A 17,889-nucleotide genomic window follows, 5' to 3' on the forward strand; every position below is an offset into this window, starting at 1 on the left:
ATGCGCCGGGACATGCTGATGAATCAAGCTGCGGAAATATTGGTTGTCGAGGATAGTCCAACCCAGGCCATGGAGCTGCAGTATCTGCTCGAATCCGCCGGGTGCTCGGTACGCGTCGCCAGCAACGGCGTCGAGGCGTTGGCGATGGTGGCGGAGCGGCCGCCAACCATTGTCATCAGCGACATCGTGATGCCTGAGATGGACGGCTATGCGCTCTGCCGGCAGCTCAAAAACGACCCGAAGACCTCCCACATCCCCTTGATTTTGATCACCCATTTGAGCAATGCGCTGGATGTGGTCCACGGCCTGGCGTCGGGCGCCGATAACTTCATCGTCAAACCGTATGACCAAAACTATTTGATGTCGCGTATCCGTTATTTCCTGGTGAACCTGGAATTGCGTACCAAGGAGCGGATGCAGATGGGTGTCGAAATCATGCTGGCAGGCGAGCGGCACTTCATCACTGCCGATCGCCAGCAGATCTTTGATCTGCTCATTTCGACGTACGAACAAGGCATTCGCCTCAACAATCAGCTACAGAACAAGCATGACGAGCTCACCCACAGCAATCTTCTACTCAGCTGCCTGTTCGACTTCACCGCTGCCTTGAGTGATGCCCGAAGCGAGCGGGATGTCATTGAGGCTGCGCTCGAACATATCGTGGATTTCCCTGATGCCAGTGGAGCCTGGTTGGTGATGACGGAAGCCGAAGGGGGCGATGCTTCAGCGCAGCTCGCCGGTGTGCGGGGGTATGGCCTGGCAAAAGCGAAGCAGTCCCTTCGGCGTTGCGTTGAAACCTGCCCATGCATGCAGGCCTGGCGCAGCCAGCAGCCCGTCGCGCCGGCCAATATCGAAGCCTGCCCAGCGTTGGAGGACCTTCCCGGGGGAAACACTCACGCGGGGATTCCACTCAATCTTGGCGATGAATGCATCGGCATGCTCAATGTGTTGCGTTGCGATGCCGAGAGCTGGCCGGAGGAATCGCTTGAGGTTCTGACCTCAATCGGCCAACAGCTGTCCATGGCGCTTGGACGAGCGCGACTTTTTGCGAGCATGGAGGAGGCGGTTGAACTGCGCACCCAGGCGTTATCGCGGAGCGAATCGCTGCTGCGCAGCGTGCTCGATAGCTTGCCTGTCGGCGTATTGGTTGGCGATCAGGATGGCGGACTGTTGGATAGCAACGTCGAATGCAGCCGCATCTGGAATGCCGAACAGCCGCTTCAGCGGGCCGATCAGAGCCGCTTTCAGGGCGCGTGGGCCGAGACCGGAGAGCGCTTGACCGAACAGGAATGGCCTCTGCGCCTCGCCGCCAGGCAGGGCAAGGAGCTGCGAAACCAGGTGCTGGACATCGAAGCGTTCGACGGTGCCCAGAAGACCGTCTTGGCTTCGGCTGTGCCGTTCCGCGATGAGCGTGGTTTGCAGCTTGGATCGATCTCGGTTATCCAGGACATTAGCGAACAGCGCCAGCGCGACATGAGCATGCGTGTCCGAACACGTGCGGTGGAGGCAAGCGTCAATGCCATCATCATCACCGATAACCAGCAGCCGGACCAACCCATCGTTTACGTCAACCCGGCATTCGAGCGCATCACGGGCTACAGGCAGGAAGAGGTGCTAGGTAAAAACTGCCGCTTCCTTCAAGCAACGGACCGAGACCAGATTGATCTGATTGGTATTCGCCAGGCCCTGCAGACCGAGCAGGAAGGCTCTGCCGTCCTGCGTAACTATCGTAAGGACGGCTCCGAGTTCTGGAACGAGCTCAACATATCTCCGGTGGTAAACGACCGAGGCAAGATCAGTCATTTTGTCGGCATTCTTCACGACATCACCGAAGCCAAGCGCTATCAAGAGGAACTCGAGCACCAAGCCAATCATGATGGGCTGACCGGCTTGGCGAATCGAAATCTGTTGAACGACCGCATCCAGCAAGCGATCGCATTCTCCGCGCGTAATCAGGAATCCTTCGCGCTCGTTTTCATCGATCTGGATCGTTTCAAGGTGATCAATGACAGCCTTGGACACAACGTTGGCGATTGCTTGCTGAAGCAGGTTGCCGAGCGTCTTCGAGAGTGCACTCGCAATACCGACACGCTCGCCCGGCTTGGCGGCGATGAATTCGTTATTCTGCTGACCGATAGCCGCATGTGCTCCGAGCCGATCGGTTTTCTCGAGCGACTGCAAGCACGTATTGCCACGCCGCTGATGCTCGATGGGCATGAATTGGTGGTCGGCTGCAGCATCGGCTTCTGCTGTTACCCGACCGACGGCGAGGATATCGATACGCTGCTGCGTAACGCTGACACCGCGATGTATCGGGCTAAGCACCAAGGCCGCAACCGTATTTGCGCCTTTATGCCTGAGATGAATGCGCAAATTCAGAAGCGTCTGGTCCTGGAAAAGCAGATCCGCCATGCGCTACAAAACAACGAATATCACCTGGTTTATCAGCCTCAGCTAGACCTGCTCAGTGGTCGGCTATGCGGCTTCGAGGCACTGGTGCGCTGGCAGCGCGAGGGCAAGCCGATCCCACCGGATGATTTCATTCCATTGGCGGAAGAAACCGGTTTGGTCGTGGGCATCGATTTCTATGTGCTCGACGCCGTGTGCCGGCAGCTACAGTCCTGGCGTGATGCGATGCATGGCGTGAACGTGGCAGTAAACGTCTCTGCAGTTACTTTGATGGAGGCGGATTTCGTTGAGCGGGTTGAGCGGACGCTCGATCAATACCAGATCACCCCGAACCTGATAAAACTTGAGGTGACAGAGACCTGCCTGATGACCGATGCCGATCAGGCACTGGAGAAAATGAAAGCGCTCAGTTCTATGGGCATCCAGTTTTCAATCGATGATTTTGGCACTGGTTATTCGTCTCTCGGGTATCTCAAGCGCTTTCCGTTCAGCGAACTCAAGATCGATCGCAGTTTCGTGAATGACACGCATCTCGACCCGGACAGTGGTTCGTTGGTGCGCTCGATGATTTCCATCGGGCATGATCTTGGCATCAAGGTCATAGCAGAAGGAGTGGAAACGGCCGAACAACTCGGCTTCTTACACCACGCCGGCTGTGATGAACTCCAAGGCTATTTTTATTCGCACCCGTTGAAACCCGAGGAGTGCCTGACGTTTCTGTCCAGCAAATCGAATCTGCAATTACCAGCACACATTCTCGACGAGCAGGTGCGCTATCTGCTGCTGATCAATGACGAGCAGAGCGTTCTCGATGCGCTGCGCCGAGAACTGCGCCTCGAGAACTATCGAATCCTAACTGCCACCACTGCTCGCAAAGCGCTCTCCTTACTGGCTTCTTACCCGGTCGACGTAATACTGACCGATCTGCGGCTGGATGAAATGAGCGGCATCGCACTGCTTGGGCAGGTCAGGCTGCTTTACCCCGATGTCATTCGCGTTGTGTTGAGTGCCTCCACGGAGGTGGATAGCATCCTCAAAGCTATCAACGAAGGGGTCATATACCGCTTCATCACCAAGCCATGGGAAGAAGAGCATTTGCGCGCCCAAATACGGGAGGCTTTTACGCAGCGTGAACTGATCCGTGAAAATATGCGCATGCGAATTCAACTGGCCGATCGACGCAGTATGGCGGACTCTCGCAGATTAGACGGTAACGCCGGACCGCTTGGAACATCAATCAACCCCAGTAGGGCATGACCGAACGCTAGGTGATGTGACGTGCCAGATGCAGGCCGCGATTTTCGGTTTGGTTTCCTGCCGTGCTGATGCACTGCCCTAATATCGTCCCGCACAACGGGCCCCACGGCGCCTGAACTTCCTTGTAGGCGGCAGGCTCTACCTAACAACACGCCTGTTGGGTTCGTTATGCGCAACCGTGATGATGAATATGTCAGTCGGACTTATCCAGTACAGGAAGACATGCCGCTGCAAGTGAAGGTATGGGCAGCAGAGCGCGTCGGTTGGTATCTATTGTGTCTGTTGATGCTTCTGTCACTGACGGGTTTATTCGGAACCGGCCCGTTGAGCTGGACTGACAAAGCCTCCGTAAATGGCACCCTCAGCGCTCAATACGAGGTGTTCGAACGCAACGGTGCTTCCAGCGAGATGACTATCAAAGCCAAAGCCGATAACGACGGTAAGGTCGTCAGGCTGACTATCGATGGCGATCTGCTCGAAGCGTTTACGATTGAGAGCATTCAGCCACAACCCGTCACGACCGAAAGCTTTAACAAAGGATTACGGCTTGAGTTAAAGCCGGATGGCAATGGCTGGGCAACTGCTTATCTTGCTATCAGGCCGTACGGTTTCGGCCGTTCACGCACTACGGTGCGCTCCGGCGACCAAGTTGTGGAATTGCGCCAATTCATCTACCCATAGGGCGTGAGTCATGGAGTCTGTTCTACGCGCAGCGGCTATATATCTGGTGGTGTTGGTAATCTTCCGAATCTCCGGAAGGCGAACGCTCTCGCAAATAACCACGTTCGATTTCGTTCTGCTACTCATTATTGGCGAGGCCACCCAGCAGGCATTGTTGGGAGATGATTTCTCTGTGGTCAATGCCGTGTTGATCATCGTTTCGCTCGTCACCTTCGATATTCTCATATCGCTAATTAAAAGGCGTTCTCCTTATCTCGGCAGGGTCATCGACGGAAACCCCATGATCATTGTTGAAAATGGCCTCCTTTTGAAAAGCAGAGCTCAAAGGGCGCGTATTGAAGAGGAAGATATTCTTGAGGCGGCGCGTTACTCTCAAGGCTTGGCTCGCCTGGACCAAATAAAATTCGCAATTCTGGAGAAAGACGGAAAGATCTCGATAGTTCCGAATGAATAAATACCCACCGAGATATTCTCGGCTCGATCAATCGATCCGCAGCTGTGTGGTTTCTTAGAGAAAACTATCAGCGATAGCCGTCTGCCTCTTCGCGCCGGCTGCACCGGCCTATCCGCAGGGATAGACCGATGTAGGCGGACCGGGGCCGTAGCGGCAGGGGAGCAGATGGGGTGCGTTTCGTCGGCGCACGTAGCTGGTGCAACGTGCTGGAACGACGATGAGCGAGGGTTGGGCAGGTTCACACCGTATACCCCAACACTCTTGGCAGCCACAGCGCGATCTCCGGGAAGATTGCTACCAGCACTAGCGCGCTGCCCATGACCAGGACGAACAGCATGGCCCAGCCGACCGTTTGTTCCAGTCGGATTTTCGCCACTTCGGCGGTGACCATCAGGTTGATCGCAACCGGCGGCGTGAACTGGCCGATGGCGATGTTCATGGCCAACAGGATGCCGAACCAAACCGGGTTCCAGCCGAAGTGTTGCATCACCGGGATCAGGATCGGCATGAGGATCAGGTAGATGGAAATCGCATCCAGCAACATGCCGGCCAATAGCACGGCGATCATCACCAGAATCAGCAGCACAGCGCTGTTATCGGAAAGCGAGATCAGCCATTCGGCCAGATGACGGAAGGTGCCGAGCATCGTGCCGGCCCACGCGAAAATGCCGGCTAGCGCGATGATGAGCATGACCACACCCGAGATCACCGCCGCCTCCCCACAGAGCTTCCAGAGATTGCGCCAGTCCAGTTCGCGGGTAACGAACAAACCGATCAGCACGCCATAGGCAACGCCGGCCACCGCAGCTTCGGTCGGGGTAAACAGGCCGCTGCGCAGACCGCCTAGGATGAGCACCGGTGCGAACAGTGCCGGCAGCGCCAGACGGAAGCTTTCGCCCAGCGGCGGCCGCTCGGTGTCCTCCGGGTTTTCCCAGCCGTAACGGCGCGCCAGGAGCCAGGCCGGTAGAAGCAGAACCAGTCCGGCGATGATGCCGGGGAACAGTCCGGCGGCGAACAGCGCTCGTAGATCCACACCCGGTACGACGATGGAGTAGAGAATCAGTGCGATGGAGGGTGGAATCAGGATCGCAGTGGACGCCGAAGCGGCAATCAGAGTGGCCGAAAACGGTTTGGGGTACCCGGCGCGGGTCATGCTTGGGAGCATCACCATGGCCACCGCTGCCGCATCTGCCGGACCCGATCCGCTCATGCCGCCCATGATCAGGCAGACCAGGATGGCAACCATCGCCAGACCGCCGTGTCGAGGGCCGATCAGCGCCTGGGCGAAACGCACCAGACGTAACGCCACACCGGCCTTTTCGAATACCAGACCGGTGAGAATGAACAGCGGGATCGCGATCAACGGATACTTGGCGACGCCGTTGTAGGTATTGGTGCCGAGCGTTGCCAGCATGTCTGGTGAAAGGCCTGCGAGAATTCCGATGGCGCCAGACAACGCCAGGGAAAAGGCTACCGGTACGCCGATCAGCAACAACAGCAAAAAGCTGACGAGCATCCAGACGTCAGGGCTCATCGGAAAGCCTCCCGCGCAGCCGGTCGAGCGTCATCTGGCTCAGCCGTACGGCTATCGCCAGTGCCAACAACGGCAGCCAGACGACGTACCACCAGTTCGGTAGGCCGAGGCCGGGAGACTCCGACTCCCACTGGTATTCCTCCAACGCAAACTGCCCCCCGAACCAAACCACCAATCCCAGGACCAGTATGCTGGCGAGCCACTGAAGGACAATCAGCGGTGCGCGCAGAGCAGGGAACAGCCGCTCGATCAGTCCGATACGAATGTGCCGGTTGCTGCGCATGGCTACTGAGGCACCGGCAAATGTCAGAATGACAAGCAGAAACACGGAAAGCTCTTCGGTGAAGGCAAAGGAGGCGTTAGTGAAATAGCGCACCACTACATTGGCCAGGCTGATCAGGCTGATAATCATAAGCGCCAGAGTGGCCAGCACACGCTCAAGGCGCGCGTCCTGTCGATTGTTCATGGAATCCCTCGAATCCCGGCGGCGGCGCACCGCCGGGCAAAACAGTTTTACTTTGCCATGGCCGCACGGGCCGCTTCGAGCAGGTCAGTGCCAATCTTCGGTGCCCACTTTTCGTGCACCGTTCGGGTCGCCTCGACGAATGCCTGATGCTCTTGATCGCTGAGCTCGGTCACTTCGACGCCGCGTGAACGAATGTCGTCCAGGCGCTTGGCTTCTCCGCTTCGCGAGAGCTCGATTTCCCATTTGCCGGCGTCGATGGCTGCCTGGCGCAGGAGCTCTCGGTCGGCTTCCGGCAGCTGTTTCCAGATGCGCTGGTTGACCGCAAAAATCAGTGGGTCGGCCATGTAGTGCCAGAGCGTCAAATATTTCTGGCCGACCTGATCGACACGGGCAACATCAAACACCGATAGGGGGTTTTCCTGGCCATCGACGGCGCCAGTGGTGAGTGCCGGCTTGGCATCGGCCCAGCTCATCTGAGTGGGGTTTGCGCCCAGCGCAGTGAAGGTGTCCTGGAACAGTGGCGAGCCGACAACGCGAATCTTCAATCCGGCGAGATCAGCTGGAGTCTTTACCGGTTTGGCCGAATTGGATAATTCGCGGAAGCCATTCTCACCCCAGGCCAACGGGACGATCCCGCGCTTCTCGATGGCATCGAAGGCCAGCTTGCCGGCCTCGCCTTGAGTAATGGCATCGAGATCGGCGCTATCAGCCATCAGGAACGGCAGAGAGAACAGGTTCAACTCCGGTACTTGCGGCGACCAGTTGATGGTCGAGCCGACCGCCATGTCGATCAGTCCAGAACGCATGGCGGAAAATTCCTTGGTCTGATCTCCCGCGACCAATTGCGCGTTGGGGTAAACGCGCAGGGTGATTTCGCCCTTGGAGCGTTCCTCGACCAGGTCGGCCCATTTTTGCGCGGCTTGCCCCCATGGGAATGCATCGGAAAGTACGGTGGAAACGGAATATTCGCGGGCCGCGGCGGAGAAGCTAGTAGACAGGGCGGCAGCGATGGTCAGCGCGGTAAAACAGCGGGTCAGTTTCATGGGGCGTCCTTGTTCGGATCGGTCTTTCTGGTTGTTATTGGCGAACGGCCAGGCGCTGACGGTCAGCGACGGGCACTGCGATGGCCGACGAGCCATAGCCATAGGGACGCGCGGGTAGCGCGAAAAGTGACGCGTAGGCTGCGGATGGATAGTGCAGCGCAACGTACGGGCGTCACCAATGCCGAATGCCTTGTGAGCGAACGGCGTACCAGCCGCACTGCAACTGGTCGTACAACTATCGCAGAAGGTGCCTGTGAGCGCTATTGCCGGATCTGGCGGCCTCAGGTATTGCGTAGCAGATCGTGAGCGTCGAGCAATCGGTAGGCGATTTCCGGCTGCCGCTCCAATGCGCGCCGAATCGCGGCGGGAATGGATTGGCGGGTCTTTCGGCATAGCCCGGGCAGATCGGCGATATCAATGCGGATACCGCGCATGCTGCGTACCTCGTTGAAGCTCGGTGCAATCTGCATGCGAATGCCCAGCTGTTGGTAAATCCGCTGCTGCATGTGTTCGAGATCATCAAGGCTGGTCAGGTTCTCCAGCCGATGCAGCAGCCGATTCTCCTCATGCCGGGTTAGGCGAAGGATGCGCAGATCGCTGCCAGGCGTTTCTAGCAGTTGCTCGCGCCCGCAAATACAGGAACCTGGCGGGCAGGGGGTGCGGATCGGAACCGAAGCTGTCATGGATATTGATCATAGCGGGCGGCGCGGCCCGATACCCGTTTCGTCGACGAAACGGATGTACCGATTAGCAGGCGAAAGCGCATCGGGAAGGGCTGCATCCAGCTAAAGAGCTACGAAATTCGACATCACCTTCTCTCAAAGGCGCCCACCAGTAGCAGGCGCCCTGATCGCGATTCGCACGATGCCAGCTGCAGCTGGAGGCGACTTACGCTTCTCAGCGCGCGGGCCGCCTTAATTGAACCGCCCATTGGTACCGCCAACGCTATACCTGCCGGCACCGAGCAGCGCGACGGCAATCGAGCCGAAGAGGAACATCCCTTGCAGCTCGAGAGCCCAGCCCCCCATCTGGCCGAGGGAGAACAGCTCACCCATATGAGCCAGAGCAAAGGCGACGAGCATGTTGCCGACCATGAGCAATGCTCCAACACGACTGAACAGGCCGATGATCACTAGTACCGGCCCAACTAATTCACCGAGGTATACGCCGTAGGCAAGAAACGCGGGCAAACCGTGCCCGCTGAGCATTCCGGCGATACCGCCGACGCCGCTCTGTAGCTTGGCGATCCCGTGCAGCAGAATCAGCACGCCTACCGATACCCTCAGTAGCAGTTTTCCAATATCGTCAGTCATGACTCGTCTCGTCCTCTAGCGCGCCAGGGCTCTGGCATAGCGTTTCCTATAACATAGACCAACGAAGAGAGTGCTGCTTTCGACATAAGCGAGGAGCCGAGCCGGGTGATCAGGTTGCTGCGTACTAAATTGGGCCACCTTCGCATCCTCACGTTCGAGCTCGCATTTTTCGCTGAAAGAGGACGCTGGGCACTTTTGGATGCGCCCTGACGGGCGGGGTGACTTCTGTGATACGAGCCACTAGAATGCTTGCCCATTCTGGGGCCGGAATGCCGGCTTATGTCTGTGCAACGAGGAAAATCCATGCAAGTTTCTGTTGAAAGCACCTCCGCTCTTGAGCGCCGCATGACCATTGGCGTGCCGGTCGAGCGCATCGAGACCGAAGTCAACAAGCGTCTGCAACAGACCGCCAGCCGTGCAAAAATCCCAGGTTTCCGCCCCGGCAAGGTGCCGATGAGCGTCATCCGCCAGCGTTATGAAGCTGCAGCACGTCAGGAAGCACTGGGCGACCTGATCCAGGCCACCTTCTATGAAGCCGTGGTTGCCGAGAAGCTGAATCCCGCCGGCGCGCCTGCGGTCGAGCCGAAGGTGTTCGAGAAGGGCAAGGATCTGGAATACGTTGCGACGTTCGAAGTTTTTCCCGAGTTCAAGGTTGCCGGTTTCGACGGCATTGAGATCGAGCGTTTGCAGGCCGAAGTAGCTGATACCGACGTCGACAACATGCTCGATATCCTGCGCAAGCAGAACACTCGCTACGAAACAGTTGATCGTGCCGCCGAAGACGGCGATCAGCTGAACATCGATTTCGTCGGCAAGATCGACGGTGAGGCCTTTGCAGGCGGTTCGGCGAAGGGTACCCAGCTCGTACTGGGTTCCGGCCGCATGATTCCGGGCTTCGAATCCGCTCTGGTTGGCGCCAAGGCTGGCGAAGAGCGGGTCATCAACCCGACGTTCCCTGAGGACTACCAGAATCTCGATCTGGCCGGCAAGACCGCTGAGTTCACCGTGACCGTCAACAGCGTTGAGGCACCTCAGTTGCCCGAGCTGAACGAGGAGTTCTTCGCCCAATTCGGTGTTCAGGAAGGTGGTCTGGAAGGTTTCCGCACCGAGGTCAAGAAAAACATGGAGCGTGAACTGCGCCAGGCGATCAAGACCAAAGTGAAGAACCAGGTCATGGAAGGTCTGGTCAGTGCCAACCCGATCGAAGTGCCGAAAGCACTGATCGACAACGAAGTGAACCGTTTGCGCGTTCAGGCCGTTCAGCAATTCGGTGGCAACATCAAGCCCGACCAGCTGCCGGCAGAGTTGTTCGCAGAGCAGGCCAAGCGCCGTGTCGTGCTGGGGCTGATCGTCGCCGAGGTGGTCAAGCAAAACGAGCTCAAGCCTGACGATGCACGCGTTCGCGAGCTGATCGAAGAAATGGCTTCCGCTTACCAAGAGCCGGAGCAGGTCGTGTCCTGGTACTACAAGAACGACGAGCAGTTGAACGAAGTCCGTTCTGTTGTGCTCGAAGAACAAGTTGTAGATACTGTCCTGCAGCAGGCTAAAGTGACCGACAAGTCGGTCTCCTACGAAGAAGCAGTGAAGCCTGCGGAAGCCCCGCAAGCTGCCTGAGCCTCTTCAACCGTTTAATGCACATTCATAAGCCAGCCTCGTGCTGGCTTATGTCTTTGCGGCGTGACATAGGGAGTATCGTTGGACATGTCCGGCAATTCGTTTATGCAAGCACCAGACATCCAGGCAGCTGGCGGCCTGGTGCCAATGGTCATCGAGCAGTCTGCGCGTGGCGAGCGCGCGTATGACATCTATTCCCGTCTCCTGAAGGAGCGGGTGATTTTCATGGTGGGCCAGGTAGAGGATTACATGGCCAACCTGATCGTCGCGCAAATGCTATTCCTCGAGGCTGAAAATCCCGAGAAGGACATTCATCTGTATATCAATTCTCCGGGCGGCTCCGTCACTGCGGGCATGGCCATTTACGACACCATGCAATTCATTAAGGCGGATGTTTCCACCACCTGCATCGGTCAGGCCTGCAGCATGGGCGCGTTCCTGCTCGCCGGTGGTGCAAAGGGCAAGCGCTTCTGCCTTCCCAATGCCCGGGTGATGATTCATCAACCCCTGGGCGGTTTCCAGGGCCAGGCGTCAGACATCGATATCCACGCGCGTGAGATTCTCTACATTCGTGAGCGGCTGAACCAGTTGCTGGCCCATCACACGGGGCAGGACCTGGAGACGATCGAGCGCGACACCAATCGCGACTACTTTATGAGTGCTTCGCGAGCGCTGGAGTATGGGGTCGTTGACGCTGTCCACGAAAAACGGCAACTGCCGGTCTAATACCGGTCTTGGAGGGCGTTGTGAGCGGGCACCCGTCATGTGCGCTGTGCGCACCCTTGAAAATGCCCGCATTTGCCTTCATCTTGTATTTCAAGCCTTCCCGATTGGATCGATCGAATGACTGACACCCGCAACGGCGAGGATTCCGGCAAGCTGCTTTATTGCTCTTTCTGCGGCAAAAGCCAGCATGAAGTACGCAAGTTGATTGCCGGGCCCTCGGTCTTTATCTGCGACGAGTGCGTCGACCTGTGCAATGACATCATCCGTGAGGAGGTGCAAGAAGCACAGGCCGAGAGCAGCGCGCAAAAACTGCCTGCGCCAAAGGAAATCAGCGGCATCCTCGACCAGTACGTCATTGGTCAGGAACGTGCCAAGAAGATTCTGGCCGTGGCTGTTTACAACCATTACAAGCGACTCAACCAGCGCGACAAGAAAGAAGAAGTCGAACTGGGCAAGAGCAATATCCTGCTGATCGGGCCGACCGGTTCGGGCAAGACGCTGCTTGCCGAGACGCTCGCACGGCTGCTGAATGTGCCGTTCACGATCGCCGACGCCACCACCCTCACCGAGGCGGGATACGTGGGCGAGGACGTCGAGAACATCATTCAGAAGCTGCTGCAGAAGTGTGATTACGATGTCGAGAAGGCCCAGATGGGCATTGTCTACATCGACGAGATCGACAAGATTTCGCGCAAATCCGATAACCCGTCGATTACCCGCGACGTGTCGGGCGAGGGCGTGCAGCAGGCGCTGCTCAAGCTGGTCGAGGGTACGGTCGCTTCGGTTCCGCCACAGGGTGGCCGTAAGCATCCGCAACAGGAATTTCTGCAGGTCGATACGCGCAACATCCTGTTCATCTGTGGCGGGGCGTTTGCGGGCTTGGAAAAGGTCATCCAGGGGCGATCGACCCAGGGCGGTATCGGCTTCAACGCCGAGGTTCGCAGCAAGGATCCGGGCAAGAAGATCGGTGAGTCGCTGCGAGCAGTAGAGCCTGATGATCTGGTCAAGTTCGGCCTGATTCCCGAGTTCGTGGGACGGCTGCCAGTCATCGCCACCCTTGATGAACTGGACGAGGCTGCGCTGATTCAGATTCTGACTGAGCCCAAGAATGCGCTGACCAAGCAGTATGCCAAGCTGTTCGAGCTTGAGGGTGTGGATCTCGAGTTCCGCACCGACGCGCTCAAGGCCGTCGCGTCCCGCGCTTTGGAGCGCAAGACCGGAGCCCGTGGGCTGCGCTCGATTCTCGAGGGAGTGCTGCTGGACACCATGTACGAGATCCCATCGCAAAAGGATGTCAGCAAGGTGGTCATCGACGAGAGCGTCATCGAGGGTACGTCTCAGCCGCTTCTGATTTATGAGAACAGTGAGCCGCCTGCAAAGGCTGCGCCAGACGCGTGACAGCACAAGGGGCCTCCGGGCCCCTTTGCTTTTCTACAGCATCCTTGTTTTTTGCCCTGCGTGCCCTCATCTTGATTGCCAAGGTGTTTCCCGTTTACCGCCGTATGGCCGTCGTAGAGCTGAATTTATGAAGACAACCATCGAATTGCCCCTTTTGCCGCTGCGCGACGTAGTGGTCTACCCGCACATGGTGATTCCGCTGTTCGTTGGCCGGGAAAAATCCATCGAGGCCCTCGAATCCGCCATGGCTGGTGACAAGCAGATACTGCTCCTGGCCCAGAAGAACCCGGCTGACGACGATCCGGCCGAAGAGGCTCTGTACCGTGTGGGTACGGTTGCGACTGTGCTGCAGCTGCTCAAGCTGCCGGATGGCACCGTCAAGGTGCTCGTCGAAGGCGAACAGCGTGGCGTCATTGACCGTTTCTTTGAGGTGGACGACCACTGTCGCGCCGAAGTCTCGCTGATCGATGAGTCGGAAGTCGAAGAGCGCGAGGCGGAAGTCTTTACCCGCAGTCTGCTAAGCCAGTTCGAACAATACGTACAGCTCGGTAAGAAGGTTCCCTCCGAGGTGCTCTCATCGCTCGCAAGCATCGATGAGCCTGCACGCCTGGTCGATACCATGGCCGCGCACATGGCGCTCAAGATCGAGCAGAAGCAGGCTATCCTCGAGATCACCGATCTGCCGGCTCGTGTCGAGCACGTGCTGGCGCTGCTTGATGCAGAGATCGATCTGTTGCAGGTCGAAAAGCGCATCCGCGGCCGTGTCAAGAAGCAGATGGAGCGCAGCCAGCGAGAGTACTACCTGAATGAGCAGATGAAGGCAATTCAGAAGGAGCTGGGCGATATCGATGAAGGTCATAACGAAATTGATGACCTGAAGAAGCGCATTGAAAATGCCGGTTTGAGCAAAGATGCATATGCCAAGGCGACAACCGAGCTGAACAAACTCAAACAGATGTCGCCGATGTCGGCCGAGGCCACCGTGGTCAGGACTTACATCGACTGGCTCGTCAATGTGCCGTGGAAGTCTGCCAGCAAGGTGCGCCTGGATCTGGCGAAGGCTGAGGAAGTGCTTGATACCGACCACTACGGTCTCGAGGAAGTGAAAGACCGTATTCTGGAGTACCTCGCCGTCCAGAAGCGCGTGAAAAAGCTCAAGGGGCCGGTGTTGTGCCTGGTTGGTCCGCCTGGCGTGGGTAAGACTTCGCTGGCGGAGTCCATCGCGCGTTCTACCAACCGCAAGTTTGTCCGGATGGCATTGGGTGGCGTGCGTGACGAGGCCGAAATCAGAGGCCATCGCCGCACCTACATCGGTTCGATGCCTGGCCGATTGATTCAGAAGATGAGCAAGGTCGGGGTTCGCAATCCGCTGTTCCTGCTCGATGAGATCGATAAGATGGGCAACGACATGCGAGGCGATCCGGCTTCCGCGCTGCTCGAAGTGCTGGACCCCGAGCAGAACCATAATTTCAACGACCATTACCTCGAGGTCGATTACGACCTGTCCGACGTGATGTTTCTATGTACCGCAAACTCCATGAACATTCCGGCGCCGCTGCTGGACCGCATGGAAATCATCCGTCTTCCGGGTTATACCGAAGACGAAAAGATCAACATCGCGATTCGCTACCTGGTGCCGAAGCAGGTTCAGGCCAATGGCCTGAAAAAGACCGAGCTGCTGTTTGACGAGGACGCCATCCGCGACATCATCCGTTATTACACCCGTGAGGCTGGCGTTCGTGGGCTGGAGCGCCAGGTTGCGAAGGTCTGTCGCAAGGTGGTCAAGGAGCATGCGGCGGAGAAGAACTTCGAAGTGAAGGTTACCGCTGAGTCGCTGGAGCATTTCCTCGGTGTCCGCAAATTCCGCTACGGGCTTGCCGAGCAGCAGGACCAGGTCGGTCAGGTAACTGGTTTGGCGTGGACTCAGGTTGGCGGCGAGTTGCTCACGATCGAGGCAGCCGTAGTTCCTGGAAAGGGCCGGTTGACCAAGACCGGTTCGCTGGGTGATGTGATGGGTGAGTCGATCACCGCGGCGCTCACGGTTGTGCGTAGCCGAGCCAAGAGTCTAGGCATTTCGGTGGATTTCCACGAGAAGCAGGACATACACATCCATGTGCCTGAAGGCGCAACGCCGAAGGACGGTCCGAGCGCAGGAATCGGGATGTGCACCGCACTCGTTTCGGCGCTGACGCAGATTCCGGTTCGCGCCGAAGTGGCTATGACCGGAGAAATCACATTGCGTGGTCAGGTCTTGGCGATCGGTGGTTTGAAGGAGAAATTGCTTGCCGCGCATCGAGGCGGAATCAAGACGGTGATCATTCCGGAAGAAAATCAGCGTGATCTGAAAGAGATTCCTGAGAATATTAAGCAGGACCTACAGATTAAACCGGTGAAGTGGATTGACGAAGTCCTCCAAATTGCGCTGCAATACGCGCCGGAGCCCTTGCCCGATGCGGCTCCCGATATTGTTGCAAAGGACGACAAGCGCGAGTCTGATTCCAAGGAGCGAATCAGCACGCATTAGTCTGAAAGGCTTTGTTGACACATTTTCGGTAGCCTTGATATAAGCCGGCCCTCTGTGTTGCTGCTATTTCAGCACCGCTTTGCTTACACCCAAAAATTAAAGATACGACTCAACAGAAATAAGGGGACTTAGAGTGAACAAGTCGGAACTGATCGATGCCATCGCTGCATCTGCTGATATCCCGAAAGCTGTTGCTGGCCGCGCGCTGGATGCAGTGATTGAATCTGTCACTGGCGCTCTGAAGGCTGGTGATTCCGTGGTGCTGGTTGGTTTCGGTACTTTCGCTGTCAAGGAACGCGCCGCTCGTACTGGCCGTAACCCGCAGACTGGCAAGCCGATCAACATCGCTGCGGCCAAGATCCCGGGCTTCAAAGCTGGCAAGGCGCTGAAAGACGCTGTGAACTAAGCGTTTTCGATCCGGCCAGTTGCCAGTTAGCGCTGGTCCTGGCTTGGAGCGGTTAATCGAACAGGTGGTTGCCTGTTGCGTTCGGGCTTGGGGGATAAAGCCCAACCGCTCCAAAAGCTCCGAGAAGGCGCATCCCTGGATGCGCCTTTCTTTTATCCAGTTTCCACCCGTGCTGCAGTGGATATTGCGCAGCTGACTCCTGGGGGACGCATGCTTCAGAACATCAGGGACAATTCACAAGGCTGGATTGCCAAAACCATCATCGGCATCATCATTATGCTGTTGGCGTTGACCGGCTTCGACGCCATCTTCAACGCCGCCAGCAACAGTCGTAATGCCGCTGAGGTGAACGGTGAGGAAATCTCGCTGGACGAGCTCAACCAGGCGATGAATATGCAGCGTCGGCAGCTGGCTCAGCAGATGGGAGGCAATTTCGATCCGCCGCTGCTGGATGACAAACTGGTACGCGAGTCATCCCTGCGTGCGCTCATCGATCGTGCGTTGTTGCTGCAAGGTGCACGTGACGCCGATTTCGCCTTCTCCGAGGCCGCACTCGACCAACTGATTCTACAAACGCCAGAATTTACCGTAGACGGCGCTTTCAACGCAGCTCGGTTCGACCAAGTCATTCAGCAAATGGGCTACACGCGGCTGCAATTCCGCGAGCTGCTGAAGCAGGAAATGCTGATTGGTCAGCTGCGCGCTGGCATTTCCGGTTCCGGCTTCGTTACGGACGAGCAGATTGAAGCCTTTGCTCGCCTGGAACAGCAAACCCGTGACTTCGCCACCATCACCGTGCAGGCGGATGCCGGTGCGGCTGAAGTCAGCGACGAAGAGGCGCGTGAATATTACGAGCAGAACACTGACCGTTTTCGATCTCCAGAGCAGGTTGTTCTTGAGTACGTGGAGTTGAACAAGGAATCGTTCTTCGATCAGGTCGATGTTTCGGATGACGAGGTGAATGACCTCTATCAGCAGCGCATCGCTAACCTAGCGGAGCAGCGCCGTGCGGCACATATTCTGATCGAGGCCGATGACGCCAGCGACGCCGACGCCAAGAAAAAGATCGAGGAGATTGCCAAGCGGTTGGCTGCCGGCGAGGATTTTGCTGCATTGGCGAAAGAGGTCTCCGAGGATCCGGGTTCGGCCAATGAAGGGGGCGATCTGGGCTTTGCCGGTCCGGGCGTGTATGACCCGGCTTTCGAAAAGGCGCTGTATGCGCTTGAAGAAGGTCAGGTGTCGGCGCCGGTGCGTTCCGATTTCGGCTGGCATCTGATCAAGTTGTTGGGCGTGCAATCACCTGAGGTTCCGACGCTGGAGAGCCTGAAGCCGGAGCTGGTGCGTGAGCTCAAGGCGCAGCAGGTTGAACAGCGTTTTGTCGAGGCGAGCAAGCAACTAGAGGACACTGCTTTCGAGTCGTCCGATCTTGTCCAGCCGGCCCAGGAGTTGGGTTTGTCCGTGCAAACGACCGAGGCGTTCGGGCGCGAGGGTGGCGCTGGCATCGCAGCCAACAGGCAGGTTATCCAGGCGGCGTTCAGCGACGAGGTTCTGATTGATGGTGCTAACAGTAGCGTTATCGAACTGGATCCGGACACTGTCGTTGCGGTGCGTGTGAAAGAGCACCTGCAGCCAGAACTTCTGCCTTTCGATTCGGTGAAGGATGACATCGTTGCCCAGCTACAGCGCAGCAAGGCAGCCGAGCAGGCGCGTGAAGCGGGTGAGCGGATGATCGCGACGCTGCGGGACGGAGGCGAGGCAGACCAGCAGTGGGTGCCGGTGGAGGCCGCTTCGCGCAATCAGGACGGCATTGAACCCGCGGTACTGCAGCAGGTGTTCCGGATGCCAAAGCCCGAGGCGCCTGACAAGCCAACTTACGGCAGTGTCCGTCTCGCAGATGGGGATTTTGTCGTTGTTCGTCTGAGCGGAGTCAGCGAGCCGAAAAGCGAGCTCTCGGAACAAGACAAGCAGAACTATCGTCGCTTCCTGGCCTCGCGCAGTGGTCAGCAGGATTTCGCAGCGTACCGTCAGATGCTGCACGCCGACGCTGAGATCGAAACCTTCTAA

14 protein-coding genes are annotated in these 17,889 nt (G+C 57.6%); 9 read left to right on the forward strand and 5 right to left on the reverse strand.

Annotation, left to right across the window (positions count from 1 at the left end; genetic code table 11):
* Positions 1-12 precede the first annotated feature (12 nt).
* The 3 genes from MCB86_RS06040 to MCB86_RS06050 all read left to right on the forward strand — a co-directional run bounded on the left by MCB86_RS06040 (position 13) and on the right by MCB86_RS06050 (position 4,801).
* Complete coding sequence (locus tag MCB86_RS06040) at positions 13-3,666, forward strand: EAL domain-containing protein (RefSeq protein WP_239610309.1); 3,654 nt, start codon at positions 13-15, stop codon at positions 3,664-3,666.
* 168 nt (positions 3,667-3,834) lie between these two features.
* Positions 3,835-4,347 carry a hypothetical protein gene (locus tag MCB86_RS06045; RefSeq protein WP_239610310.1) on the forward strand — a complete coding sequence of 171 codons (513 nt, stop codon included), beginning with the start codon at positions 3,835-3,837 and terminating at the stop codon, positions 4,345-4,347.
* A gap of 10 nt (positions 4,348-4,357) precedes the next feature.
* Positions 4,358-4,801 carry a YetF domain-containing protein gene (locus MCB86_RS06050; RefSeq protein WP_239610311.1) on the forward strand — a complete coding sequence of 148 codons (444 nt, stop codon included), beginning with the start codon at positions 4,358-4,360 and terminating at the stop codon, positions 4,799-4,801.
* 238 nt (positions 4,802-5,039) lie between these two features.
* On the opposite strand, the gene MCB86_RS06055 is transcribed toward MCB86_RS06050, so the two are convergent.
* From MCB86_RS06055 to MCB86_RS06075, 5 genes are all read right to left on the reverse strand, one after another.
* Positions 5,040-6,335, reverse strand: coding sequence for a TRAP transporter large permease (locus tag MCB86_RS06055; RefSeq protein ID WP_045162382.1), 1,296 nt, complete (start codon positions 6,333-6,335; stop codon positions 5,040-5,042).
* Positions 6,325-6,801, reverse strand: a complete 477-nt coding sequence (locus MCB86_RS06060; protein ID WP_045162381.1) for a TRAP transporter small permease — start codon at positions 6,799-6,801, stop codon at positions 6,325-6,327. Before MCB86_RS06060 ends, MCB86_RS06055 begins: the two co-directional genes overlap by 11 nt.
* A 47-nt stretch (positions 6,802-6,848) precedes the next feature.
* Entirely contained in the window at positions 6,849-7,844 is a 996-nt protein-coding gene (locus tag MCB86_RS06065; RefSeq protein WP_239610312.1) for a DctP family TRAP transporter solute-binding subunit, read from the reverse strand.
* 281 nt (positions 7,845-8,125) lie between these two features.
* A complete protein-coding gene (locus tag MCB86_RS06070) occupies positions 8,126-8,527 on the reverse strand; it encodes a hypothetical protein (protein WP_045162379.1) in 402 nt (133 codons plus the stop codon).
* Between the two features lie 231 nt (positions 8,528-8,758).
* A complete protein-coding gene (locus MCB86_RS06075; RefSeq protein ID WP_239610313.1) occupies positions 8,759-9,157 on the reverse strand; it encodes a DoxX family protein in 399 nt (132 codons plus the stop codon).
* Between the two features lie 303 nt (positions 9,158-9,460).
* Between MCB86_RS06075 and tig the strand changes: the two genes are divergently transcribed.
* The 6 genes from tig to MCB86_RS06105 all read left to right on the forward strand — a co-directional run bounded on the left by tig (position 9,461) and on the right by MCB86_RS06105 (position 17,889).
* The gene (gene tig, locus MCB86_RS06080) at positions 9,461-10,771 is read left to right on the forward strand and encodes a trigger factor (protein ID WP_045162377.1); all 1,311 of its coding nucleotides are present in this window, start codon (positions 9,461-9,463) and stop codon (positions 10,769-10,771) included.
* Positions 10,772-10,858: 87 nt separating this feature from the next.
* On the forward strand, positions 10,859-11,497 hold the full coding sequence (gene clpP, locus MCB86_RS06085; protein WP_045162376.1) for an ATP-dependent Clp endopeptidase proteolytic subunit ClpP: 639 nt from the start codon (positions 10,859-10,861) through the stop codon (positions 11,495-11,497).
* A gap of 117 nt (positions 11,498-11,614) precedes the next feature.
* Complete coding sequence (gene clpX / locus MCB86_RS06090) at positions 11,615-12,895, forward strand: ATP-dependent Clp protease ATP-binding subunit ClpX (protein ID WP_045162375.1); 1,281 nt, start codon at positions 11,615-11,617, stop codon at positions 12,893-12,895.
* Positions 12,896-13,022: 127 nt separating this feature from the next.
* Positions 13,023-15,419, forward strand: a complete 2,397-nt coding sequence (lon, locus tag MCB86_RS06095) for an endopeptidase La (protein WP_239610314.1) — start codon at positions 13,023-13,025, stop codon at positions 15,417-15,419.
* A gap of 133 nt (positions 15,420-15,552) precedes the next feature.
* Positions 15,553-15,825, forward strand: a complete 273-nt coding sequence (hupB, locus tag MCB86_RS06100; protein ID WP_003282502.1) for a nucleoid-associated protein HU-beta — start codon at positions 15,553-15,555, stop codon at positions 15,823-15,825.
* A gap of 210 nt (positions 15,826-16,035) precedes the next feature.
* Entirely contained in the window at positions 16,036-17,889 is a 1,854-nt protein-coding gene (locus MCB86_RS06105; RefSeq protein ID WP_239610315.1) for a SurA N-terminal domain-containing protein, read from the forward strand.

Source organism: Pseudomonas sp. KSR10, assembly GCF_022355455.1.
Taxonomy (GTDB): domain Bacteria; phylum Pseudomonadota; class Gammaproteobacteria; order Pseudomonadales; family Pseudomonadaceae; genus Stutzerimonas; species Stutzerimonas stutzeri_E.